At 45.1% G+C, this 24050-nt stretch carries 24 protein-coding genes; all 24 read left to right on the top strand.

Features of this window, described 5'->3' with window-relative positions; translation table 11 throughout:
• Window positions 1-197: 197 nt before the first annotated feature.
• Window positions 198-1112 (top strand): sulfate adenylyltransferase subunit CysD, encoded by a 915-nt coding sequence (gene cysD, locus C7A19_RS13735; RefSeq protein ID WP_116645152.1) that lies wholly within the window; start codon window positions 198-200, stop codon window positions 1110-1112.
• A gap of 12 nt (window positions 1113-1124) precedes the next feature.
• Window positions 1125-2846, top strand: a complete 1722-nt coding sequence (locus tag C7A19_RS13730) for an SLC13 family permease (RefSeq protein ID WP_116645151.1) — start codon at window positions 1125-1127, stop codon at window positions 2844-2846.
• Window positions 2847-2851: 5 nt separating this feature from the next.
• Window positions 2852-3484, top strand: coding sequence for an adenylyl-sulfate kinase (cysC, locus tag C7A19_RS13725; protein ID WP_116645150.1), 633 nt, complete (start codon window positions 2852-2854; stop codon window positions 3482-3484).
• A gap of 3 nt (window positions 3485-3487) precedes the next feature.
• A complete protein-coding gene (locus C7A19_RS13720) occupies window positions 3488-4474 on the top strand; it encodes a DHH family phosphoesterase (RefSeq protein ID WP_116645149.1) in 987 nt (328 codons plus the stop codon).
• Window positions 4475-4477: 3 nt separating this feature from the next.
• Entirely contained in the window at window positions 4478-5887 is a 1410-nt protein-coding gene (gene cysN / locus C7A19_RS13715; protein WP_116645148.1) for a sulfate adenylyltransferase subunit CysN, read from the top strand.
• Window positions 5888-6157: 270 nt separating this feature from the next.
• Window positions 6158-6910, top strand: coding sequence for a glycosyltransferase family 2 protein (locus C7A19_RS13710; RefSeq protein ID WP_158020714.1), 753 nt, complete (start codon window positions 6158-6160; stop codon window positions 6908-6910).
• Between the two features lie 79 nt (window positions 6911-6989).
• Window positions 6990-7949: a glycosyltransferase family 2 protein gene (locus C7A19_RS13705; protein WP_162300279.1), complete on the top strand. Its 960-nt coding sequence runs from the start codon at window positions 6990-6992 to the stop codon at window positions 7947-7949.
• A 48-nt stretch (window positions 7950-7997) separates the two neighbouring features.
• Complete coding sequence (locus C7A19_RS13700; protein WP_116645146.1) at window positions 7998-9581, top strand: hypothetical protein; 1584 nt, start codon at window positions 7998-8000, stop codon at window positions 9579-9581.
• Between the two features lie 285 nt (window positions 9582-9866).
• Complete coding sequence (gene rfbB, locus C7A19_RS13695; protein ID WP_116645145.1) at window positions 9867-10946, top strand: dTDP-glucose 4,6-dehydratase; 1080 nt, start codon at window positions 9867-9869, stop codon at window positions 10944-10946.
• Window positions 10947-10949: 3 nt separating this feature from the next.
• Entirely contained in the window at window positions 10950-11858 is a 909-nt protein-coding gene (gene rfbD, locus C7A19_RS13690; protein ID WP_116645144.1) for a dTDP-4-dehydrorhamnose reductase, read from the top strand.
• 1 nt (window position 11859) lies between these two features.
• Window positions 11860-12747 carry a glucose-1-phosphate thymidylyltransferase RfbA gene (rfbA, locus tag C7A19_RS13685; protein WP_116645143.1) on the top strand — a complete coding sequence of 296 codons (888 nt, stop codon included), beginning with the start codon at window positions 11860-11862 and terminating at the stop codon, window positions 12745-12747.
• Window positions 12748-12814: 67 nt separating this feature from the next.
• Window positions 12815-13351: a dTDP-4-dehydrorhamnose 3,5-epimerase gene (rfbC, locus tag C7A19_RS13680; RefSeq protein WP_116645142.1), complete on the top strand. Its 537-nt coding sequence runs from the start codon at window positions 12815-12817 to the stop codon at window positions 13349-13351.
• Window positions 13348-14139, top strand: coding sequence for an ABC transporter permease (locus C7A19_RS13675; protein ID WP_198534556.1), 792 nt, complete (start codon window positions 13348-13350; stop codon window positions 14137-14139). Before rfbC ends, C7A19_RS13675 begins: the two co-directional genes overlap by 4 nt.
• Before the next feature lie 8 nt (window positions 14140-14147).
• Entirely contained in the window at window positions 14148-15824 is a 1677-nt protein-coding gene (locus tag C7A19_RS13670) for a GspE/PulE family protein (protein WP_116645141.1), read from the top strand.
• Window positions 15821-17008 (top strand): type II secretion system F family protein, encoded by a 1188-nt coding sequence (locus C7A19_RS13665; protein ID WP_116645140.1) that lies wholly within the window; start codon window positions 15821-15823, stop codon window positions 17006-17008. The genes C7A19_RS13670 and C7A19_RS13665 overlap by 4 nt, the downstream gene beginning before the upstream one ends.
• A 2-nt stretch (window positions 17009-17010) precedes the next feature.
• Window positions 17011-17424, top strand: a complete 414-nt coding sequence (gspG, locus tag C7A19_RS13660) for a type II secretion system major pseudopilin GspG (protein WP_198532950.1) — start codon at window positions 17011-17013, stop codon at window positions 17422-17424.
• The gene (locus tag C7A19_RS13655) at window positions 17421-17807 is read left to right on the top strand and encodes a type II secretion system protein (RefSeq protein ID WP_116645139.1); all 387 of its coding nucleotides are present in this window, start codon (window positions 17421-17423) and stop codon (window positions 17805-17807) included. The genes gspG and C7A19_RS13655 overlap by 4 nt, the downstream gene beginning before the upstream one ends.
• Window positions 17779-18177 carry a prepilin-type N-terminal cleavage/methylation domain-containing protein gene (locus tag C7A19_RS13650; RefSeq protein WP_077649343.1) on the top strand — a complete coding sequence of 133 codons (399 nt, stop codon included), beginning with the start codon at window positions 17779-17781 and terminating at the stop codon, window positions 18175-18177. Before C7A19_RS13655 ends, C7A19_RS13650 begins: the two co-directional genes overlap by 29 nt.
• Window positions 18170-18856: a type II secretion system protein gene (locus tag C7A19_RS13645; RefSeq protein WP_158011551.1), complete on the top strand. Its 687-nt coding sequence runs from the start codon at window positions 18170-18172 to the stop codon at window positions 18854-18856. Before C7A19_RS13650 ends, C7A19_RS13645 begins: the two co-directional genes overlap by 8 nt.
• Entirely contained in the window at window positions 18853-19728 is an 876-nt protein-coding gene (locus C7A19_RS13640) for a hypothetical protein (RefSeq protein WP_116645138.1), read from the top strand. Before C7A19_RS13645 ends, C7A19_RS13640 begins: the two co-directional genes overlap by 4 nt.
• Window positions 19728-20795: a hypothetical protein gene (locus tag C7A19_RS13635; RefSeq protein WP_116645137.1), complete on the top strand. Its 1068-nt coding sequence runs from the start codon at window positions 19728-19730 to the stop codon at window positions 20793-20795. Before C7A19_RS13640 ends, C7A19_RS13635 begins: the two co-directional genes overlap by 1 nt.
• Window positions 20796-21437: a hypothetical protein gene (locus C7A19_RS13630; protein ID WP_116645136.1), complete on the top strand. Its 642-nt coding sequence runs from the start codon at window positions 20796-20798 to the stop codon at window positions 21435-21437.
• The gene (locus tag C7A19_RS13625; RefSeq protein ID WP_116645135.1) at window positions 21434-21925 is read left to right on the top strand and encodes a hypothetical protein; all 492 of its coding nucleotides are present in this window, start codon (window positions 21434-21436) and stop codon (window positions 21923-21925) included. Before C7A19_RS13630 ends, C7A19_RS13625 begins: the two co-directional genes overlap by 4 nt.
• Window positions 21915-24047 carry a secretin N-terminal domain-containing protein gene (locus C7A19_RS13620; protein WP_201264096.1) on the top strand — a complete coding sequence of 711 codons (2133 nt, stop codon included), beginning with the start codon at window positions 21915-21917 and terminating at the stop codon, window positions 24045-24047. Before C7A19_RS13625 ends, C7A19_RS13620 begins: the two co-directional genes overlap by 11 nt.
• The last annotated feature ends 3 nt before the right edge of the window (window positions 24048-24050 follow it).

Raw genomic sequence — 24050 nt, 5'->3', positions numbered from 1 at the left:
AAACTCTTTTGCAGATACTTGTTAGCAAGTAGACTCGTTCCTCGTTAAAATACGGCGGCTATGCACAACGCGTAGTGAGTCTTAAAGGTTGGCTATGCGCACAGGGGGAGCGACACCTCATGGCGGTAGCGTGGGTAAGCGCTGAACAAAAAGTGTTCGCTGCAAAGAGTGGCTTCACATAGGGTTAAGGAAACACCATGTCTGTATCACCAGAAAAAATGACGCATTTAAAGCAGCTTGAAGCTGAGGCTATTCATATCATGCGTGAAGTGGCGGCGGAGTTTGATAACCCTGTGATGCTGTATTCCGTGGGCAAGGACTCTTCCGTGATGCTGCACTTAGCTAAAAAAGCCTTTGCGCCGGGTATACCACCGTTTCCGTTGATGCATGTTGATACCACTTGGAAATTCCAAGAGATGTATCAGTTTCGCGATAAAATGGCTGAGCAAGCGGGCATGAAGTTGATTGTGCACCAAAACCCAGAAGGACTGGCGATGAATATCAGCCCGTTCACACATGGCAGTTCAGTGCACACCGATATCATGAAAACCCAAGGGTTAAAGCAGGCGTTAGATAAATACGGTTTTGATGCGGCGTTTGGTGGCGCTCGCCGTGATGAGGAAAAGTCACGCGCCAAAGAGCGTGTGTATTCGTTCCGCGATGAGCATCACCGCTGGGATCCCAAAAATCAGCGCCCCGAGCTTTGGCATATTTATAACGGCAAAGTGAAAAAGGGCGAGAGCATCCGAGTCTTCCCGCTGTCAAACTGGACGGAACTTGATATCTGGCAATATATCTACCTAGAAAACATCGAGATTCCTGGTTTGTATTTGTCCAAGCCGCGCCCTGTCGTAGAGCGCGACGGTACCTTGATTATGGTCGATGATGAGCGGATGCCACTTGAAGAGGGCGAAGTACCAGAGCACAAAATGGTACGCTTTAGAACGCTAGGTTGCTATCCATTGACCGGTGCCGTGGAATCAGAAGCGACCACCTTGACCGAAGTGATTCAAGAAATGTTGCTTACCACTACCTCTGAGCGCCAAGGGCGGACGATTGACCATGATAGCGCCGGCTCGATGGAGAAAAAGAAACGCGAAGGCTACTTCTAAAAGGCCCGGTTGATGATATTAACAGCCACTGTATTGGTGGGACTGATTGCGGCGCTGGTGGCTACCAAGCAACGTGCAAGCCATATTTTTATCGCCGCAACTACCCTGTTGTTAGTCGGGGGGGAGCTCAATACCCAGACAGTATTGAGCCATGTCACCAACTCGGGCATTGTCACCCTGGTTTTATTGTTACTAGCGGCAATCGTATTAGAACGCACCGCGTTGCTAAGTTTTTTGGCAAAACATATTGCTCATAGCAAGTATTTGCCGAACTTACTAAAAATGGGCGCGTTAAGCGCGATTGCCTCGTCCATGCTTAATAATACAGCCGTAGTGGCCACCATGATGCGGGCGGTGATGAAGTCGCAACTACATGCTCCGCAGCGTTTATTGATCCCGTTGTCGTATTTTTCCATTTTAGGCGGCACCTTAACCTTGATAGGCACCAGTACTAATCTAGTGGTCAGTGGCTTAGTCTCGGCGCAAGGTGGTCCGAGTATCGCGGTGTTTGACTTTCTACCCATTGGCGCGGCACTCGTTGTGGGCTGTGGTGCGGTCGTGGTCGTAGTGAGTCGGTGGTTGCCACAACACACCACCGCCGAGTCACTCGAGAGCCAATATTTTATTGAGGCCGCTGTGGCGCCCAGCAGCCCGCTGATTGGTAAAACCGTCATCAAAAACGGCTTGCGTGCACTTGATGGCTTGTTTCTCGCCGAAATCGTGCGGGGGGATACCCTCATCTCACCGGTTAAACCCGACGATGTTATCCAAAGCCGAGACAAATTACTTTTTTGTGGTGATGTACGGCGAGTGCATCAAATTACTGCGTTCCCAGGGCTAACCACCTTTAACAAAGGCGATTTACCCGCCACTAACTTGCGTGAAGTTTTGGTAAGCCCAGAGTCGATCTTAATCGGCAAAACACTCAAGCAAGTGGGCTTTCGTGCCCGGTTTGATGCGGCAGTGATTGGCTTATCACGAGAAGGGAAAACTGTCAGCGGCAAGTTGGGGAATAACCCGATCCAAAGTGGCGACAAACTAATGCTGGCAGTAGGGCCAGACTTTGAGCGGCGACAGAATATCAGCCGCAACTTCTTTTTGTTGTCAGATCACAAAACCTTTCAGCCGCTTTCTGTGGTGCAAAACACAGCCGCCATCGGTGGCTTTCTTGTGGCGATTGCGGCAGGTGCGTTGGGCATAATGAGCTTAATAGAAAGCTTGACGTTATACCTGGTGCTGATGGTAGGGAGCAAGGTTGCCGATAGCAGTCAGTTACGTCGACGCTTTCCGTTTGAGCTATTAACGATTCTAGTCTGTGCCTTATCGTTGGCTTCTGCGGTGCAAAGTAGTGGTTTAGCCACGTCGGTCACCCAGGTCTTTTTAGCTCAGATAAATGGGCTACCCACAGTATCCGTGCTATTTGGCTTAATACTGTTAACGGTGCTGCTCACCGAGACCATGACCAACACCGCCGCGGCGGCCTTGATGGTGCCCATTGCACTCAGCATTGCCGATGGGTTGCAACTGAATGCCATGCCTTGGGTGATGGCGGTTGCGTATGGCGCGAGTGCGTGTTTTATCAGCCCCTTTGGCTATCAAACCAACTTAATGGTAATGAGCGCGGGAGAGTATCGACCCGCCGACTTTATCCGAGTGGGCTGGCCGGTCACGTTAATGTATATCGCGATCGTAACTGCATTAATTCCGATTGTATTTCCTTTTCATTCTGTGTGAGTGCTATGACAACAACGTCGACGCCAGCTACCAATATAACCTGGCATAACAGCAGTGTGACCGCACAAGCGCGGGCCAAACAAAAACAACAAACCCCTTTGGTGCTGTGGTTTACCGGGCTCAGTGGCTCAGGGAAATCCACTATCGCCAATGCCGTTGAGCATCAATTATTGACCGCTGGTGCACACAGCTATGTGCTGGATGGCGACAACATTCGCCATGGCCTCAACCAGGACTTAGGTTTTAGTGCAGCAGATCGAGAAGAAAACATCCGTCGCATAGGCGAAGTGGCTAACTTATTTATAGATGCCGGGATGATTGTGCTCACCGCCTTTATCTCGCCGTTTCGGGCCGATAGGGAAAAAGTGCGTGCCCGTATTGGCGATGCAGCTTTTATTGAAGTATTTGTCGATACGCCGCTTGCCGTGTGTGAGGCCCGCGATCCGAAAGGCTTATATAAAAAAGCGCGTGCAGGAGACATACCTAACTTTACCGGTATTGATTCGGCATATGAGCCACCCGCCGCGCCTGAGATACATTTGCATACCGACCAAGCCGATATTGAAACCTGTGCCAAGCAGGTGGTGAGCTATCTCAACACTCACGGGTTTATTCGAGCATCTCAAGGAGCCAACTAAGTCATGCATTACGATGTGTTTAATGGTGATGCCGACGGCATTCTCGCGTTGTTGCAGTTGCGAAAAGCGTCGCAATTACAAAAAGCGGCGCCGCAGGCAAGTACGCTCGTCACGGGGGTTAAACGCGATATTCAACTGCTTGACCAAGTCGCGCAGCAAACTGATGTCTCGAGTGTGACTGTGCTTGATATCTCGATGGATAAGAACAAAACTGCCCTTGAAGCTCTACTTAAGCGTGATATCCCCGTTTTCTATTGCGATCACCATCGTACCGGAGAAGTGCCGGACGCCGATAACTTCACCGCCTTAATCAATACCGATGCCAACACCTGTACCAGTTTGCTGATTAACCAGCACCTCGGCGAGCGCTATGTGGCTTGGGCAATCGCAGCGGCGTATGGCGATAACATGGTTGCCGCGGCCAATGCCCTCTGTGATAAACACGGTATCGCGGCCGACCAACAAGCGTTTTTAAACGAGCTGGGCGTGTTGATTAATTACAACGGGTATGGCTCGAGCGTAGACGATTTGCTCTTTGCGCCAGCGGACTTGTATCACGCATTAATGGCCTATGACTCACCGTTTGCGTTACAAGCCGACCGCACGTCACCGTATTATCAACTGCAAGGTGGGTATGCCGATGATATGGCCAAGGCGCAGGCATTAGCACCCGAGCACACATCGACAGAAAGCACCATTTACTGTTTACCGAATGCGGCGTGGGCGAGACGCATTAGTGGTGTGCTTGGTAATCAGTTAGCCAATCAAGCGCCCGATAAAGCGCACGCGGTATTAACACTTAACTCGAACGAGCAAGATTACACCGTCAGCGTGCGCGCGCCACTTAACCAGCGCTATGGCGCCGATGAGATCTGTGGGCAATTCCCGACTGGCGGTGGCCGCAAAGCCGCGGCCGGGATTAATCAGTTACCTAAAGCCGATCTCACCGCCTTCGTCGACACGCTGAATCAGTATTACAGGAAGCAATAACCCATGTCACACTCTTCAGATTTAATCGCCAAAGATATTGAAGCCTATTTGCAGGTGCATGAAAACAAGGATTTACTCCGTTTTTTAACCTGTGGCAGCGTCGATGATGGTAAATCTACTCTGATTGGTCGTTTGCTGTATGACAGCAAGCTGATTTATGAAGATCAGATGGCGGCGATTGAAAAAGACTCGCAAAAGTTCAACACCACCGATGAAGCGTTTGACTTGGCCTTGCTGGTTGATGGCCTGCAATCCGAGCGCGAGCAGGGCATTACTATTGATGTCGCCTATCGCTACTTTTCAACCGACAAGCGCAAGTTCATCATTGCTGATACGCCAGGGCATGAGCAATATACCCGCAATATGGTCACAGGCGCGTCGACGTGTGAACTGGCCATTGTGATGGTGGACGCCCGTCATGGCATTCAAACCCAGACTCGTCGGCACAGTTATATTTGTAGCCTACTTGGCATCAAGCACATCATTGTCGCGGTCAACAAAATGGACTTGGTGGATTACGACCAAACAGTATACAAACAAATCAAATCCGATTACCGCGATATGGCCAAGCACTTTGCCATTGATGACATTCGCTTTGTGCCTATTTCCGCGCTGAAAGGCGATAACGTGGTAACCCCTAGTGAGCAAATGGACTGGTACCCCGGCGCTACTTTGATGAAGCTGCTGGAGACGGTTAAAGTCGCGCAAGACAAAGATACCGAGCACATGCGCTTTCCGGTGCAATACGTTAACCGGCCTAACCTTAACTTCCGTGGCTACTGTGGCACATTAACCTCGGGTACCGTGCGCGTTGGCGACAATGTCACCGTGCTGCCATCCGGCAAACGATCGGTGGTTGCTTCTATCTATACCTACGACGGTGAGTTAGACTGCGCTTACCCCGACAACGCCATTACCTTAACGCTTGAAGATGAGATTGATATCTCACGCGGTGATATGTTGGTACATACCGGACACGAGCCAAGTATCACCAATCAATTTAGTGCTCATGTAGTGTGGATGGATGAAGCGCCTCTGCGTACCCATAAAGATCTATGGGTGAAATTTGCTACTCACATGGCCACAGGCAAGATCACCGACATTCAGCACAAGATTGATGTGAATACGCTCGAAACCCAAGCACCAAAGAGCGAAAGCCTCGCGTTAAACGAAATCTGCGTTGCGGACTTTACACTCACTGAGAGCACGCCGCTAGACAGCTATCAGTTCTTACCCAAAACCGGTGCCTTTGTATTAATTGATCGGTATAGCAACCTTACCGTCGGCGCTGGCATGGTCAAAAGTGTGAATAAAAATGGCGATCAGAGCACTCGCACTTACACGGAGGCGGAAAAAGCGCTTAATGCCTATATTCGCGAGCACTATCCTGAGTGGGGGTGCCGAGAAATTTAAACAAAATGTTATTCTAAGTATTGCTTTTTAGCATCGCGTAGCTCGTTTTATGCGGTTATGTCAAGTTAAGCAGAGTAAAATGACGTAAGATAAAACGCATTAGGAATATGCTCAAGGCCGAGACTAAACAGAATCGGCTAGATAGGGAAGCCTACAAAGTTATATGTCTTTTTATCTATCCCTATTTTCTATACTCACAGCCCAGCAAGGTTAAAAATGAGACTCATTATCTCTACAGTTTCACACAATCATAGTGATATGATTGTAAACATGGATTCACTTCGACAGGCAGCAGATGTAGCAGATGTCCATGTTATTTGTCGTGATAACGCACCACAAGAAGAACTGAAAGGTTATTGTCAACAGAATGGCGTAACTTACATTGCAAATACAAGCAAAAAAGGATTTTCTGCTAACAATAACTTAAACTTTCTTCATTACTTGAGTACGCTAGAACCTCAGTCAGATGACTATTTTTTGTTGCTCAATCCTGACGTTCAAATCACACCACAGGCCCTAGAAAATCTACGCCAGTTTATTGGTTTAAGTGGTAAAGAGATCGTGGCGGGTAACTTATACCTAGATGTAGACGAGCATGTTGAGGACGACAACATCCGTCGTTTCCCTAAACTTTGGTCGTTCATTTCTGCTTACGCAATGAATAATCGCTCTACCGTTATCCGCAAAGCTGACATACGTGATGTGCAATCGCCGCTTTGGGCGAGTGGCGCATTAATAGCGGTGAAAGCAAGTGTTTATCAGCAACTTGGTGGGCTAGACGAAAAATACTACATGTACTGCGAGGATATCGACTTTTGTTATCGGGCGCACAAAGCAGGATATCAAGTGGCGTTTTCCGAGGAAACTAAGGCGGTCCATTGGCGACAACGGGCAAGTCGGAAGCTATTAAGTCGTTACTTCGTATGGCATCTATCAAGTGCCCTGAGGTTTTGTTTTGCACGCAAAAAAGTGCGATCAAAGCGCTCTAAAATCTATCAAGTCGATAATCTTAAAAGTATCTAATCCAGACAGTCTACACTTTAAAGCAGCACATTTACCTCGTTTAAGATAAGTAACGAATAGAACAGTGAATGGAAGAAAAGTGAACAAAAAACCACTTTCAGCGCCTGGTTGGCCTATCGATATTGTATTAGCTTCCTACAATGGACAAGAATATATCGAGGCACAAATCCAATCAATCCAACGTAACCATGGCTACAGTCACTTGGTTAACAGGATCATTGTGATGGATGATGGTTCAACCGATAACACGATCACTATCATCCAGAAACTTGCCGTCAATGATGATAAAATCGAGTTACATCAATCGAATGAGGGAAGCCTTGGCCCAAGCCAAAACTTTGCCCGGGGATTAGCCTTAACGTCGGCCCCATTTGTGATGCTGAGTGACCAAGACGACATCTGGTTTCCTGATAAAATCGTAACCAGTTATCAGTACATCAAAACACTGAATTCAGCGCAGCCTCTTCTTGTGTATTCAGATCTTTGTATTGTTGATTCTAAGCTGAACGTGATCAATAACTCGTATTTCGCCTACAAAAAAATCCCCATCAATTGGGGAAACACATTTAATCAGCTGTTACAACAAAATACAGTGTCTGGGTGTACCGCGATTTTTAACCGCCCTTTACTCGACAAAGCCTTACCGATTCCAGAATCGGCATACATGCATGACTGGTGGTTGGCACTAGTCGCCAAACAATTCGGTAGCCTAAAACTGATTGAGCGCCCTTTAATCCAATACCGTCAACACAAAAATAATAGCATCGGTGCCAAACCTCATCGTCTATTACAGATACGTCAACACTATCAAGACTTTTGTATCAGCGTGGACAAAGTCGTGATACAAGCAAATGCGTTTAAAGCCTATTTCAGTCATCAGCTTGATCCCAATGCCCTCAACCAGCTGACACTACTTAGCGACCTAAAGCACCTGTCGCGTAAACAGCGATTGAAAGCATGGATCAGTAAAAGATTGAACCGCAGTCACGTTAAAGCTCGCATTGTGCTGCTTACCTACTTGCTATTCACTTGTAAGTAAGTCACATTTTGCGTTATGCGATCAAAAAACCAAGCGATTGAGAACATCATGGATAAACGACTATACCTTTCTTTACTCTTACCGTTAGCCCTCGCAGGATGTGGGGGAGGCGATGACGGTGGTGGCTCTAAACCGACCCCTAAATATACCATCGATTTTGCTAGCTTCTACGTCACCGAGACCGAGAAAGACAGCACCCGCTGTGACATCTATGACGAAAAAATTTATTATGAAAACGTTGATCCCAGCGATCCAAACTACGACCCCGACGCTGAACCTGAAGTTGATTATCGCGAGTGGGTACATGCTAATAAAGTTAAGAACACACGGCTAAGAGTTGCGGTGCATAGTGCTCAGGGCCAACTGCTAGAAACATACTCTGCTGGATCGTCGTCGTGGTCTAATTCAGGCACATTACAGATCAACAAAAGTAAAATACCTAGTGATGGTTATCTCACTATTTACGAAAGTGTAATCAGGCCGGGCGGCATCAAGTTTCTTGACAGCGTCTCTTACCACAAATCTTTACTGTCAAATAACATGCGCTTCAGTGACTTTCAGCCACAGCGAGGAGAGGGGAGTTGTATAACGACCGGCCAGGATTTTCCTAACCTCAGGGACATAAAACAAACACTTGAAGACGGAGGAGACTCAAGTGGTCAGGTGTTTGGTATCAACTCTAGTTATGACACTTTTTGGGCAACGTCTCCCATTAATGTTGAGGCAAAGTTAGACAATAAACAGAGTTTAGCCGTACGCTACGAGCGTCTAGAGTCAGACACGCCCGAGAACGTGGACGACTCTATCCAAAAAGATAAATATCGACAAATTAATGCCTATCGCTTATTGGATCTTAGAGATATCACCAGCAAGCCGTTAGAAATGAACGAAATTGGTGATGATTATCGCGATGGTACCAATTATTGGTATGCTCCCTTGGCTGGCAACGGAAGGTTAGACAATGTTTCTCTCTCTATCGAGAGTGGAGGAGAGCCGCTATTTTGGCAGGCGTTGCCGAATGATCGTGATGGTTACTATGGTTATGCGCACAAAATAGGTGGAACAAATTACTATATCAGTGGTAGTGGTGTCGTCGATGGGTGGGGAATAGAGTTCACCGACAAGCCCAAAGATGTGAGTACAGGTATCGATTACTCAACATGGTTACAAGATCTTGATATTCCGTACCGGACTGATACCGAAATTGTCTCATGTGGTAGCAGTGAAACAGGTGCGTGCCTGAGAAGCTATGCCAGTGGTGGAGAGGGAAGTTGGGACATTCAGCGAAGCTTTTTGCTACTCGAAGATGGCTTTGGAGGACAAATACGGCAAGTTATATACTCGAAGCCTCAATCTACGCTGCCGTTGTTGACATTTACCGGTTTCGATCTGTTTGTTAACGATAACCTGCAAAAGTCGAAAGTGTCATTGTTCAGCTCGAGTGATCGTGACGCATCAGAGTTTTTCTTCTCTGGCAAGATCGACGTGCGAGGTATCGCGACGGCTGATCCTCAAGCAAGTCTAGATCCAAATAACGATGGTATGGCGTTGTTGCATACTGAGTTTGAGCGTGCGGAGGCTCTTTCAGAACTACGGGTACAGCCACTCAAAGTGCTTAGTGCAACAGACTAGATGCGTATGGTGAACGATTGTCAGGCCTTGACTGCGAGTAAAAGCCCGATAGATGACTGACTAAATAACAATCCAATATCAATGATACCGTCGCCCCTCCCCGTGAACTAAGCGGGGAGGGGCGCTTTGTTGTTCCAAGGTGTCTTTATTTCAATAAAATGACTCGGTATTATTGGACGCCACTAAATGCAGAGATGATATTGTCAAATGATGGAGTCGCGGAAGCCAAGCCGCTAGCCACGCATTGTGACTCTACTGAAGTATGACTAAACGCAAGGAATTACTGTGAAAATACTGATTACAGGTGGGGCGGGCTTTATAGGCTCGGCATTGATCCGCTACCTTATTGCGGAGACGAACCATGAGGTCATTAACCTTGATAAGCTTACTTACGCAGGTAACCTCGCGTCAGTTGAAGAAGCTGCGTCTTCTCCACGTTACTGTTTTGAAAAAGCGGATATATGCAATCGTCCTGAGTTAGAACGTGTGTTTCAGACGCATCAACCGGATGCAGTCATGCACCTCGCAGCAGAGAGCCATGTTGATCGCTCAATCGACGGACCTTCCGCCTTTATTGAAACCAACATTATCGGTACGTACACACTCCTTGACGTGGTAAAAAGCTATTGGCAAGCACTTCCATTAGAGCGTAAAGAAGGGTTTAAGTTTCACCATATCTCGACGGACGAAGTGTATGGCGACCTCCCACACCCCAGCGAGCATCGTCAGGGTAAACTGCCCATGTTCACCGAAAAAACAGCCTACAAACCGAGTAGCCCTTACTCTGCGTCTAAGGCATCCAGCGATCACCTCGTTACCGCGTGGGCGAGAACCTACGGCTTGCCGACCCTGATTACCAACTGCTCCAACAACTACGGGCCGTATCATTTCCCAGAAAAACTGATCCCACTGGTGATACTCAACGCCATAAACGGTAAGCCGATCCCTGTTTACGGCCTCGGCGATCAAATTCGCGACTGGCTCTACGTCAAAGATCACGCCAGAGCTCTGCTTACTATCGTTGAAAGTGGTGAACCCGGAGAAACCTACAACATTGGCGGCCATAACGAAAAAACCAACCTCGACGTGGTTGAAACCATTTGCGACTTGCTTGATACCCTGCGTCCCCAAAGCACGCCGTACCGTGAGCAAATTACTTTTGTTAAAGACCGGCCAGGCCATGATCGCCGCTACGCGATCGATGCTAGCAAAATAGAAAAAGAGCTTGGTTGGCGCCCGCAAGAAACCTTCCAATCTGGCATTGAAAAAACAGTGCGCTGGTATCTTAACAACCAAGAGTGGGTCGAGGCGATTCAATCGGGTGAATATCGCCAATGGGTCGAGAAGCAGTACGGGGAGCAGTAAACTATGCGGATATTGCTTTTTGGTACCGATGGACAAGTAGGCTGGGAGCTACAGCGTTCACTTAGTTACTTAGGTGACCTATTTTGCGTGGGGCGTGACCACCCCGAATATGAAGGGGATTTTCTAGATCCGAATGGCCTCGTTCGTACCGTCGAAGCGATTAAGCCCGATGTGATCGTCAACGCGGCGGCTTATACGGCGGTTGATAAAGCCGAAACTGATCAAGAAACCGCGTTTCAAATTAACACCCATAGCGTGCTGGCATTAGCAAAAGCGGCCGAGCGACACCAGGCATGGCTCATTCACTACTCCACCGACTACGTTTATGACGGTGCCGGAGACACTGCGCGTGACGAAACCACGCCCACATCGCCGATCAATGTTTATGGTGAGACTAAGCAAATGTCAGAGCAGGTGATCCAACGTTATTGCTCGCGATATTTTATTTTTCGTACCAGCTGGGTGTATGCCAACCGGGGCAACAACTTTGCTAAAACTATGCTAACGTTAGCCAAATCGCGGCGTGAACTGAGCATCGTTGACGATCAAATTGGCGCGCCAACTAGTGCAGAACTGCTCGCCGATTGTACCGCCCATGCCATCAGAAAAGCATACAGCTTATCTCAAACTGGTAGTGAAGAAAGCATAGTAGGCATTTACCACTTGGTAGCCAAAGCGTATACCAGTTGGTATCACTACGCGAATTTCGTCTTTGACATCGCGCGGAAACAAGGTATTGATCTGACGGTTGAAGCCATCGAGCCCGTCCCTAGCTCTCATTACCCGACAGCTGCCGCTCGCCCTCATAATTCTCGACTGGACGTGTCGAAATTTGAACAAAGTTTTGGTTTAACCTTGCCCACATGGCAGTGCGGGGTTGAGCGAATGATAAAAGAACTTATTGAAGTTTAATATGAAAGCACAAAAAAAACGCCGTGGGATTATACTCGCGGGTGGATCAGGCACTCGCCTTTATCCAGTGACGCTCGCTGTGAGCAAGCAACTGCTGCCCATTTACGACAAGCCGATGATTTACTATCCGCTAAGCACCCTAATGCTCGCGGGCATTGATGAAATCTTAGTGATCAGCACCCCGCAAGACACGCCCAGATTCGAGCAATTGCTCGGCGACGGCAGCCAATGGGGCATAAAACTTGAATACGCAGTACAAGCATCGCCTGACGGGCTAGCGCAAGCGCTGATTATTGCAGAAGATTTTCTTGATGGCGCCCCCAGTGCGCTGATCTTAGGCGATAACATATTTTACGGCCATTCGTTGCAAACATTGTTAAGCACTGCGAATCAAAAAACAGAGGGCGCCACGGTTTTTGCTTACCACGTGCATGATCCAGAGCGCTATGGCGTCGTCGCTTTTGATGAAACCGGGACTGCCCGCTCACTGGAAGAAAAACCAACAACACCACAAAGCAACTATGCGGTAACAGGTTTGTACTTCTATGACGAAAAAGCAGTCGAACGAGCCAAGCAACTTACCCCGTCACATCGCGGCGAGCTAGAAATTACCGACTTAAACCGTGTTTATCTTGAATGTGATGAACTATCCGTTGCAAGAATGGGCCGTGGCTATGCGTGGTTAGATACCGGTACTCATGAAAGCTTAATCGAGGCGACAAACTTTATCCAAACCATCGAACACCGTCAGGGGTTGAAAGTGGCTTGCCCAGAAGAAATTGCTTATCGCAAAGGCTTCATTGATGCAAAGCAGCTTGAGCGTTGTGCTAAACCACTTGCAAAAAACGGTTATGGTCAATATTTGCTCAATCTGCTTAAAGGCGAATAAAACACATTATAAAGAATGCCCTTACTGTCGTTAAGATAAAGCCTCGGTGAGGGTATATGGAGTAAGCATGAACGCAACACCAACAAAAATTGCCGATGTCTTCCTAATCGAACCAAAAGTGTTTGGCGACGATAGAGGTTTCTTTTTCGAGAGCTTTAATCATAAGCAGTTTGAGCAAGCAATCGGCCAAACCGTCACCTTTGTACAAGACAATCACTCTCGTTCCATTAAAAATGTGGTACGTGGATTACACTTTCAAACCGCTCATGCACAAGGGAAACTGGTGCGTTGTGCACTCGGTAAAGTGCTTGATGTTGCCGTTGACATACGTCCTGATTCTCCCACGTTTGGCGAGGTCGTAACGGCTGAACTCAGTGCTGAAAACAAGCGTCAACTATGGGTACCTGCAGGTTTAGCCCATGGATTTAGTGTTTTGTCCGATGTGGCTGAACTGCTCTACAAAACAACAGACTATTACGCACCCAAGCATGAAGCTTGTATTCAGTGGAATGATCCAGATCTTAATATCGACTGGCAACTAGAAGGTCAAGCTATTCTATCAGCCAAAGATAAAATGGGAATGAAATTTAAAGATATTAAATGATGTTTTCTTCTTTCAAAAAAAATAGTCTATTGCTCAACACGTTAGTGCGTCGAGAGCTTGCAATGAAGTATAAAGGGACATTATTTGGTTTTCTTTGGACAATCATAACGCCAATCTTTATGTTGCTCGTATACTCAACAGTTTTTGTTGTCGTATTCAAAGCAAAATGGCACTTAGAGAATGCAGAGCAGGCCGATTATGCGCTTATGTTATTTGTTGGTTTACTGTGCCACATATTTATATCAGAAGTGATGACGACCTCCAGTAGTGTAATTTTAAACAATATTAACCTGGTTAAAAAAGTCGTTTTTCCCGTTGAGATTCTTCCTATAAACACAGTACTAACTGCTTTTGTTGGCTTTATCACGGGGATTACTCTTTGCATTGCTTATGCAGTGTTAAAAGGATACTCATCAAACTATGATTTTTATATATGGTTACCTTATGTTTTTGCAGTCTATATTATCACTGTAAGTGCGATTAGCTATATATTCTCATTGTTAGGTGTATTTGTAAGAGATGTTGCTCAAGTCGTGCCAGTATTAAGCACTGTTCTTTTATTTACTAGTACCGTATTTTTCTCGATTGAATCTGCGCCTGACAAAATCAAACCATTATTATATATAAACCCAATAAGTGCGATTGCCGATGCATTAAGAAATATAATTTATGGGATCCCTCCAGATATTGGTAAACTTAATGTGCAACTTGCAATCTATGCAGGGATACTCGTTTTAGCAGTAATAATATTTCAACGAATAAAAACAAGCTTTGCTGATGTTTTGTAGGAATAATAATGACTAAATTAATAGGCGAGATATTATTAGAAAAACAAGTCTTAAATCACTCCGATGTTGAGGAAGTGGTTAAAATACAAGATGGCTACGGTCACATAAATCGCCCCTATTTTGGCGAAATTTGTGTTTCTAACGGTATTTGTGCGGAAAGCGATGTGTTAGAAGCATTAAGTGAACAGCTGAATCTTTATTTGTATGAGACATTTCAAGAGACGCTTCTAAAAGGGTCGCAGCCCACGCCAGAAATCGCGTTACGATACTTCCCAGAAGATTGGTGGAAAAAAAATAGTGCGTTCCCCTTACTCATCGATAGTGAATGCAAAAAAATATACATGGCGTTAACTGACGTATGGAATGAGTATATCTATCAGTTATTTGAGCAAAAATATGGCCTTGAAGTGATACCTATTCTCACATCGAATTATCAGTATAGACAATTGGTTTCGATGTTTGAAGAAAGTGACTCAGAGCTATCAGGCTCAATTATTGAGGGAGACAGTAGCGCTGCGCCAGTCGTTAAGCTCGTCAATGAATGTATTCAACGCGCTATTATTGATCAAGCATCGGATATCCACTTAGAGATAAATAAAGGGAAATTCTTTATCCGATATCGAATTGATGGTGTTTTACATACTGTCGATCAGCCTGATCTTTCTTTGCACTCGGCGATTATTTCACGAGTAAAATTGATGGCGGGCCTTGATATTTCGGAAAAACGCTTGCCTCAAGATGGGCGAATAAAAGCGAGGTTATCAGGGAACCAGGTAGATATTCGAGTTGCGACGACACCAACTGTATTCGGCGAAAATGCTGTTTTACGTCTGCTTGTCAATGATAATACGGCCAAAAAGACAGGTTCTCAGAAGACACTAGACATGTTTCCCGATCAGCTAGCGCTTATCAATAAAATTACAACCAACAAAAACGGTATTTTTCTCGTAACAGGTCCTACAGGTAGTGGTAAAACCACATCATTATACACATTGCTCGGTGGTCTAAATGACGAGCAAACCAAAATTATTACCGTTGAAGATCCGGTCGAATATCAAATGGCTGGACTTACTCAAATTCAGGTTAACAGTGATATAGGTTTAGATTTTGCAACCGTTCTGCGTTCAGCGTTAAGGCAAGATCCCGATATCATGCTAATCGGTGAAATGCGTGACAAAGAAACGGCTCAGATCGCGATACAATCTGCGTTAACTGGACATTTTGTTCTCTCCACACTACATACAAACGACGCCCCAAGTAGTTTTATCCGACTGAAAGATATTGGCATACCTGACTATTTGATTAAGTCGACAATCGTTGGCGTTATGGCTCAGCGATTGCTAAGGCGCGTATGTCCACATTGTAGTAAGGAAGATCACACGGCAGAAAAAGTAGCCAGTGAGATTGGTTGGCCGCAAATAGAAAAGAAATGGCCAAGCATTGTGACGAATCCTACATGGTTGTCTGCAAAAGGATGTGAAGAATGTAATTGGACGGGATATAAAGGGCGTATACCCGTCTTTGAGTTAATGGATTGGTCTAACGATTATGATGTTCCTATAGAAACATCGGCAATTATTTCGGTGGCAAAAAAACAGAATATGCGGACATTGAAGCAAGATGCCGTACTTAGAGCGGCAAATGGAGATACGACGCTCGAAGAAGTCATGAGAGTGATAGGATGAAGGACTATAAATATATAGCACGTCGGTCGGATGGTTCGCAATCTGATGGTTGGATAAGAGCGAGCTCCGACAAGCATGCCAAAGCGATTCTAGAGGAACGTAATCTTCACGTTGTTCTCGTTGTACCTGAAAAAACGCAGCGGAAAAACGGACCAAAAATTAAACGTGAATCGATAATGACATGCTTACGAGAGCTCGCAACATTAAGAGAAAGCGGTATGGCGCTCGATGTGTGTGTCTACTCGTTAATTGAAACAACCGACGAAAAACCGTTAAAGAATGCCTTGGTAAAAATTCATCAAGACATATCAAGTGGATTAAGTCTTTCCAACGCTATTGAGTCTCAGCCAAAAGTATTCCCATTCTATGTGGGTTCTATGTTGAAGCTGGGAGAATCTAACGGTGATCTCTCCGCGTCAATAAAAAGTGTTGCCGAGCGAATGGAAAAAGAGGAAGCGATCGCGACAGAAATCCGGTCAGCGTTAACTTATCCTTCTTTTCTCGTGATCATATGTGTGCTTGTGGTTTTATTTTTGTTTTCATACGTTATTCCCAACTTTGAAAGCATGATCAGCGAAGCAAATAAAGAGTCGGCTCTGGCTGGGTTGGTCAGTACTGCACAGTTTATAAACGACAATATCGCTGTGATTGTCGGACTGTTGATAGCGTTAGTGGTCTATGTTAAATACCTGTCTGACTCAGGTAAGCTTCACGATATCGGTTTGGCTGTACTTAAAAAACTCCCTTATGTTAAAGAACTTGTTCAAGCTTGGCAGGTTGTACAGTTTTCATCCAGCATGCAAAAGCTATCAGAGTCAGGTGTTGACTTAGTAGAGGCACTGACCATCACCAATAATAATGTTTCTGATGTGACCTTAAACAAAAAGCTCAACCTTGTTATCGGTCGAGTAAAAGAAGGACAAAGCCTAGGTAGCTCACTCAGCGAATATAGTGTTTTTCCAGCGATCGTGACGCGTCTGATTGCTTCAGGAGAGCAAGGTGCCGCGTTAGTCTCTTGTTTTAGAGAGATAACTAAATTATATGAAAGACGTCTTTCGGTTGGGATAAAGCGAGCATTGTCCGTGCTTGAACCCGTGATCATTGTTATTATGGGCGGCATTGTCGGGTCAATCATGATCGTACTGATATCAGGAATTATCTCAATCAATGAAATTGGATGGTAAAGATGCGTCAAAATAAAAACTCAGGTTTCACGCTTATCGAGCTCCTTGTCGTACTGGTACTCATATCACTACTCGCAGGCTTGGTCGGTCCTAAGCTATTCAATCAATTAGGTTCGTCAAAAACAAAAGTGGCCAACGCACAAGTTGAGCTTCTTTCTTCAGCGATCAAAACCTATCGTCTAGACACCGGAGAACTGCCAACAACAGAGCAAGGCCTCAATGCTTTGATGATCGAACCTGATAACGTTGTGGGTTGGAACGGCCCTTATCTTTCTAAATCTATTCCTCAAGATCCCTGGAATCGTGATTATCGTTACGAACTCATGCCAAATTATGAATTCAAGCTTTATTCCTACGGTCGCGATGGTGAAAAAGGCGGTGAAGGAGAGGATGCAGACATAGGAACACAAGAATGAGATCAAAGGGTTTTACATTAATTGAACTGTTAATCGTAATATCCTTGCTTGCCTTAACATCAAGTATTGTTGTCCCCAAACTTTGGGGACAATATACATCTTTCAATACGCAACATTCTATCCAAACATTCTGGGGTAATACATTAAAGCAAGTAAGAAAGGAAAATAGCAAAACGAAAAGCTTTTTTGTGGAAGAAAATATTTCGTGGCTGAAAGCGCGAGCTGAAGAACAAGATCTTCGTATTAAATCGTATACGCCAATTGTGTTTAGGGCTGATGGTTTCGTGAGCTCAGGGCACATTGATTTATTAACTGACTCTAACGATGTTTGGCGGCTGGAAGTAAAGATGCCATATGGTGAAGTTGAAATTAAAAAGATCTGATCACGGGTTTACACTGATTGAAGTGCTTGTTGCTATTACCATAATAGTCGCTGCCTTTTCAGTAATATTTCCAGTGATGAATCAGTCCAGAATACAAACCAGCCGAGTTAATGATGTGCTTAATAACTCAGTGGTTCAGGAATCTATATTAAATGAGATTAGTGTTGTTAATGTTTTTGAAAAACAATCAGGCGCGAACAACCTCGGCAACAATATAAGCTATACGTGGGAGGCAATTCCCGAAAGTAGCGTGTTAGATGTACGGGGAGACACGGGCCAAAAGGTTCAATTGTTTACCGTTAATGTTAACTATGAATATAAGAACGTCGAGCATAAATTTTCATTCGAGCAGTTGGGCTGGCATGACTAAAAATAATAGCGAACATGGATTTACTCTCGTTGAAATGCTAGTAGTCCTAGCAATCTTTTCAACCGTGGTATCCTTGGTAATGTTCGGTTTTGAACAGGGTCGTTCTCAGTGGCAAAGAGCACTTAATGAAAATAATAATATCATAAGGTATCACAAACAATTCTCATGGCTCTCTTCCGCGTTTAATCAATCTGTCGCATCAAATTTCAGCGTTGGTTTTTCAGATTCAGCACCTTACTTTAAGGGCGATTCAAAAAAAGTATCCTTTTTAAGTGAAAGTCCTATTCTGGGTGGACCAGGCACTTATGCCTGGGTTGAAATAAACCAAAAACTGAATGATGGGGGAGGATTAATGCTTGTATACCAAGAAACGCCGAACAGTGACCCCTATTATGGCCTTTATGAAACAAACCAAACGGAAGCACTGACTTTGTTTACCGATGTAGAAGAATATCATTGGCGGTATTATGTTGATGAGTTGGCTTATAATGCAAATGGTGGTCGAGTGCGAGTCGGACGTCACTGGGTGGAGAGTATAGACAGTTATAATGAGGCCCAAATGCCTGTCATGGCAAAGTTGACGGTAAAGCTAAAAAACGGTCAAGAATATGTATGGCCATTTAAAGTCACACAGTACACCCGAAGCGCTGATATTGGTGCACGGATAGAAGTCAAATGAGAAAACAAGCAGGTGTCGTTCTACCTTTAACCCTCGTCATTATTTCGATATTGCTCACTATCGGCAGTATTATGTTAGTAAAAGCGAATGGGGAAGTCGAAACGGCCGTAGCAGCAAGAGAGCGCGTTGAAGCGTTACGAGAAATACACTCGGCAGAGCAACGTTTATTTTTCGGCATGTTGGTTGGCGAACGTTTGCCGATGGGATATCAAGTTGGCGATCTTTTTGTTAGAACCGATGGCGAGCCGATAAAGTTGAAGAATGGCGTTAATGTTTCACTTCAGGATGTAAAAGGGTTAGTGAGTCTACGCTATGTCGATAAGAATGAATTGAGCAATGTCTTTAAGCTGTACGTCAGTGCGAAAGAAGCCAGAACATTGACCGATCGCGTAGTGAAATGGCAAACGCAAGAAAATGGTGGCTACGGTCGTGAAGATCTATTTCGTAGTATGGATGAGTTGCTCCTCATAGAAGGGATTACTCCAGAGATATACAATGGCGATGGTAATAAACCAGGTCTAAAAGACTTAGTTGTATTAAACCATGCGATCGATAAAAACTACGCATTAGTGCCCAATTACATGCTCAAGCATATTTATGATCTTTCCGATGTCGAGCTATCAAAAATTGAGCGACTAAAAAGCAAGCAGCGCTGGCGTGAGTTAGGATCTTATCTCTATGAAATTGGCTTAGGGAGTGAGCTATCACCCAGTACTCGACTGCGGGTTTATTATGAATATAATGGCTTTCAAGCGTCAGCAGAATACCGGATTAGGCCTGGTACCAGTATGCCGCCACCTGTTAGAATGTGGCGCTTCCCGGATTATGGGCGGCACTTCCAATACAACACGCAGAATATCGGAGACGAGTAGTGTTATCGACGTTGCAAAAGCATTATGTGGTCTGGCCTAGTGAGGAGGATACCACTCGCCACTATCGCAAGTTTGATCGTGTTGTTGGTTTAGTGCCACAAAGCATATGCTTATATAAAACATACACGTATCAAGCGGCGGTTGTCACCCGTGAAGAGGTGGAGCTCTGTGTTAAGTCAGAGCTAGAGTCTGAACTTTTATGGGATGATTATCAATATTTTAGCATTATACAATCGGTAGGCGATGAATGGGTTGCCAGTGTTTGGGTATGGTCAGCAGCCGATGTCGCCTTTTCAAACACAGTGACACATATCATACCTGCGTTAGCTTACGAATTTGGCTTAGTTGAAGAAAACCGTTGTGTGGTTATTCATCAAGAAGGCGATGAGCGTTGGGTTGCTTTTATCGATAGTGGTATTGTATCGAAGGTTATCAAGTGTAAGCCGTCGTTAGAAAGAATCATTAGTCAACAAATTAATCACTTTTCAACGGCAGTGTATGGTGAAGCAAATAGTTCGTTTGAAGGTGTCGAGCTACGAGCCTTCGATAGAGAAGTGCCTAAAGTCTCTGTGCTAAGTTTAGGTAAGCTTCCCGTCTATCAAGACATATCTAACCCCAAAACGTTTTATAAGCCAATCTGTATGGTGATATTACTTGGGATACTCGCACTGATTATTGATTATTCTATTATCCAATATAAAGATTCGCGCGTATCAGACAGTTTAACCGCATTGCAGAGTGAAACTGCAGACCTCGTTAAAATACGCTCTCAAGATGCGGACACGTTACGCGTTGTGAATGCGGTTGCGTCTTTAAAGCAAGAACAGCACCAGCTCGCCCATATTATCAATATGATGTTGGAACAGTTACCCAAAGACGTCGTGCTGAGTCAACTGACCTATTCATCAGACGCACTGGTCATCACAGGAAAAGCGTTGGAACCCCTTAAAGTGCTTGATGTTGTGACAACGTTTAACGGGGTCGAAAGTGCACGACTCATCGGAGACGTGGTACCAATAAAAGACGACGATCGACAAGCTTTTAAAATGGAGTTGGGGATTCAGTAAATGTTAAGTGATTATTTCAACAAGTTATTAGGTCCCCAGAGCCAACTGAGAAAAGAATTTGATAACAGCCTTGTGATGCAATGGTCTGTGCTGGGCATTCTTATTCTGTTCTTTTTCATGTTTATCACGGCCCCTTATTTGGCTTGGCGTGATGATCAAGCGGTGAAATTGGTTGATAAACTTGATAGAGAGCAAGCGCTGATTAGGTTGAGTGAGAATCGCTCGGCGATTGAAAAAAGCCATCAAACACTCAATGCGCTATACAGTGACACCCAGGCAATGTTAATTGACGCACCATCATTTAATCGCGCATTATCGATATCTTTAAACAAAATTGAGAGCATGTACCAGCCGCTTGGTTTACGCTTCGATACGCGGCGATTTGGTGATCCTAGCGATCTTGCTTGGGTGGGAGAGAAGGTACCGAGTCGCTGGGGCTGGGTCGGCTCAAGTCAAGAAGTGAGCGACTTATTGTATAAAATGGCGAGTGAAAAAACGATTTTTATACCGGACACCATCGACTTAAAGCCAACCAGAGACAGAGACGGAAACACTCAGTTTGAGTTGTCAGCGACGATTTGGACAGTTCGATCTCTGTCCATTGAACAATTGAAGCAGCAACAAAGGGCGGTGAATCGATGATCAGTCGCGTGCTAGAATACAAAAATAAAGTCATCGTTGGTTTGCTGTGTATGGGCGCCGTCATCTTGGTGTCTTGGTGGTCGACGTCGCCAAGCGGCAACGTTAATAAGACCTTTGCGACGCATACCATTGAACGTGATCAGTTGTTTAAGTCCTATAGCTTACCGTCTAATGCCCCCGGAAACTTGTTTGTTGAAGGGCGTGGACGTTCGAGTGCTGAGACAGCAAAAGTTGACGCACCGCAAAAAGAGCGCAACGAGCCACTTAATCTTGTGAGTATCATCTCAACCAACGCGCAACAACAAGCGGTGTTTATTCAAGGTAATAGTAAGATTACGGTCTCGGAAGGGGAGCGTATTAATGATGAACAAACAGTGAATAAGATCACTCCAACGCGCGTTCAAGTGATAGACACAATGGAACGAACTAAAGACTTTATATTATTCCCCACACAAAATATTCAGCTTAAAGGCCAAAATGATGAATAACTTTTTGAAAAAGCGAAAGCGCAACCCGATAAGGCCTCTAACACTCGCCGTGATTTCTGTCTTAGTACTCAATGGTTGTACGTCAATATCAAACAATCCAACTGTTGATCGCATTGATGCGCGCCCCATAACACAAAAAAATGACAGCGTTCTTGTTGATGAGAACAGGGGGAGCGATACATCAAATGCGAGTAAAGGAAAAATAGACAGTGCTCCGCTCATTTATAAAAACAAACTGTCAGATGAGGCGAAACAAGCCGGTATTCAGCTACCTAAAGATTCAGTGAGTCTGAATGCGGATAAAGTACCGATGAATCACTTCATTAATTTGGCTTTGGGCGACGTCCTCGGTTTAGATTATGTGGTCGATCAATCTCTTAACAATAACTCAACGCCGATTACACTGAGAATTAACCAGTCGATTAAGAGTGAGCGGATGCTTGGTCTGGTCGAAGAGGTGTTACAAGTCAACGGTGTTGCACTGGTTCAAGACGATGGCCTACTGAAAGTGTTGCCTGCTAATAAAGTGGATCGTCGTGCGCCAGTGTTATTGTCAGACTCTGTAGGCGCAAAGCTGAAGTATGGTAATGTCGCCGAGATTATTCCGATTTACTACCTGTCTTTAAACGATGCCTCGATTCTGGTTGATCAATTGATCAGCGAAACGCGCGGATCCAATGTGTTATTACAACGCCACCTTAATGCCTTGATGGTCGTCGCGCGGCAAGATGATATAGACAAAGTCCATACGATGTTAGCGCAGCTTGATGTCCCCAAGAAAGTGGCCAGCAACATGAAGCTTATACAGCCACGTTACCTTGGTATTGACGATATCGTGACCGATCTAACGCGCGCATTAAAAGCATCAGGCGTGCCTGTTTACGAAGAAAATGGCACAAATGGTGTTGTGCTTACAAAAATGTCAAATAACACATTATTAATGACAGCCAGTACATCAAGCTGGTTGAAATATGCAGAAGACTGGGTCAGTCGTATAGATAAACCCAAGCCGGTAAGCGGCAATGAGGGGGTTTATGTCTACTATATGCGTAATGCCAAAGCGAACGATGCGTGGGGCGTGATATCGGCTATTTTTGGGCGACAAACAACACAGAGTGGTGAAAAAGCCGGTGCTGATATTGTTAAAGAGGCGGAAAAATCGGGCTCAGATGACAATTACACATTACCAGGCAATAAAGGATTAAATCGCTCGAATAAAAAACAGACCAGCAATGCTAGCGTTGTAACAGACAGTTATCGGGTGGTGGTCGATCCGAAACGGAATGCGATTATTTTTACCGGACAATACAACGATTACCAGCGTCTTATCCAACTTCTTGAGTACGTTGATCAACGCCCACGTCAAGTTTTGATTCAAGCGATTGTTGCGGAAGTAAAACTCGAAGAAAGCAGCAGAGTCGGTGTCAATTGGGATTATGATGCAGGTAGAACCAACACCACCAATAAACTGTTGTCTGTCATCGGCGAAGGGACGTCTGAAGGCGGTTCGCTTAACTTGAGCTTAGCATTGGGTCAAACTAACTTTGATATCAATGCGCTGCTGAAAGAATCAGGTTCAAAAGTACTGGCGACGCCAAGAATTTTGGCATTAGATCAAGAGACCGCAAGGATTAATGCCGGTGATCAAATTCAGGTCACCACCGGTGAGATCGAAGGCGAAGATGGCAACACCAAGTTTACCACTCAGTTTGTCAATACCGGTGTGACGTTAGAAATCACACCATCGATTAATCAAAATGGATTAGTAGAAATGGAGATTAGTCAAGAGGTCAGCACGCCAAACATTTCCGAGTCTGGCACCTCCATTAATACACGTTCGCTACAAACCATGTTGTTGGCTGATAGCGGGCAAACGGTATATATGGGCGGGTTAATTAACAGTAATACCACCACCACAGAGAACAAGATCCCGCTATTGGGAGATATTCCCTACCTTGGTAACCTGTTTAAATTCCAAAGCCAAGGCAATAATCGTTCCGAGGTCGTTCTGTTGCTCACACCATACGTGATCAACACGAAAGAAGATGCCGTTTTTTATACTAATGAATTTAAAGACCTTACCGGATGGGATCCGATGGAGGATGTTGACAGCATTCAGTAGTCA

Origin of the sequence: Salinivibrio sp. HTSP (assembly GCF_003390965.1) — a bacterium.
Taxonomy (GTDB): domain Bacteria; phylum Pseudomonadota; class Gammaproteobacteria; order Enterobacterales; family Vibrionaceae; genus Salinivibrio; species Salinivibrio kushneri.
Note: the sequence above shows the minus strand (reverse complement) of the source record. Positions and strands in the feature narration are given on the sequence as shown.

What these genes read in the sequence shown, in the direction of transcription:
- cysD (WP_116645152.1), top strand. Translation starts at nt 198, where the DNA reads ATGTCTGTATCACCAGAAAAAATGACGCATTTAAAGCAGCTTGAAGCT.
- C7A19_RS13730 (WP_116645151.1), top strand. Translation starts at nt 1,125, where the DNA reads ATGATATTAACAGCCACTGTATTGGTGGGACTGATTGCGGCGCTGGTG.
- cysC (WP_116645150.1), top strand. Translation starts at nt 2,852, where the DNA reads ATGACAACAACGTCGACGCCAGCTACCAATATAACCTGGCATAACAGC.
- C7A19_RS13720 (WP_116645149.1), top strand. Translation starts at nt 3,488, where the DNA reads ATGCATTACGATGTGTTTAATGGTGATGCCGACGGCATTCTCGCGTTG.
- cysN (WP_116645148.1), top strand. Translation starts at nt 4,478, where the DNA reads ATGTCACACTCTTCAGATTTAATCGCCAAAGATATTGAAGCCTATTTG.
- C7A19_RS13710 (WP_158020714.1), top strand. Translation starts at nt 6,158, where the DNA reads ATGGATTCACTTCGACAGGCAGCAGATGTAGCAGATGTCCATGTTATT.
- C7A19_RS13700 (WP_116645146.1), top strand. Translation starts at nt 7,998, where the DNA reads ATGGATAAACGACTATACCTTTCTTTACTCTTACCGTTAGCCCTCGCA.
- rfbD (WP_116645144.1), top strand. Translation starts at nt 10,950, where the DNA reads ATGCGGATATTGCTTTTTGGTACCGATGGACAAGTAGGCTGGGAGCTA.
- rfbA (WP_116645143.1), top strand. Translation starts at nt 11,860, where the DNA reads ATGAAAGCACAAAAAAAACGCCGTGGGATTATACTCGCGGGTGGATCA.
- rfbC (WP_116645142.1), top strand. Translation starts at nt 12,815, where the DNA reads ATGAACGCAACACCAACAAAAATTGCCGATGTCTTCCTAATCGAACCA.
- C7A19_RS13675 (WP_198534556.1), top strand. Translation starts at nt 13,348, where the DNA reads ATGATGTTTTCTTCTTTCAAAAAAAATAGTCTATTGCTCAACACGTTA.
- C7A19_RS13670 (WP_116645141.1), top strand. Translation starts at nt 14,148, where the DNA reads ATGACTAAATTAATAGGCGAGATATTATTAGAAAAACAAGTCTTAAAT.
- C7A19_RS13665 (WP_116645140.1), top strand. Translation starts at nt 15,821, where the DNA reads ATGAAGGACTATAAATATATAGCACGTCGGTCGGATGGTTCGCAATCT.
- gspG (WP_198532950.1), top strand. Translation starts at nt 17,011, where the DNA reads ATGCGTCAAAATAAAAACTCAGGTTTCACGCTTATCGAGCTCCTTGTC.
- C7A19_RS13655 (WP_116645139.1), top strand. Translation starts at nt 17,421, where the DNA reads ATGAGATCAAAGGGTTTTACATTAATTGAACTGTTAATCGTAATATCC.
- C7A19_RS13650 (WP_077649343.1), top strand. Translation starts at nt 17,779, where the DNA reads ATGGTGAAGTTGAAATTAAAAAGATCTGATCACGGGTTTACACTGATT.
- C7A19_RS13645 (WP_158011551.1), top strand. Translation starts at nt 18,170, where the DNA reads ATGACTAAAAATAATAGCGAACATGGATTTACTCTCGTTGAAATGCTA.
- C7A19_RS13640 (WP_116645138.1), top strand. Translation starts at nt 18,853, where the DNA reads ATGAGAAAACAAGCAGGTGTCGTTCTACCTTTAACCCTCGTCATTATT.
- C7A19_RS13630 (WP_116645136.1), top strand. Translation starts at nt 20,796, where the DNA reads ATGTTAAGTGATTATTTCAACAAGTTATTAGGTCCCCAGAGCCAACTG.
- C7A19_RS13625 (WP_116645135.1), top strand. Translation starts at nt 21,434, where the DNA reads ATGATCAGTCGCGTGCTAGAATACAAAAATAAAGTCATCGTTGGTTTG.
- C7A19_RS13620 (WP_201264096.1), top strand. Translation starts at nt 21,915, where the DNA reads ATGATGAATAACTTTTTGAAAAAGCGAAAGCGCAACCCGATAAGGCCT.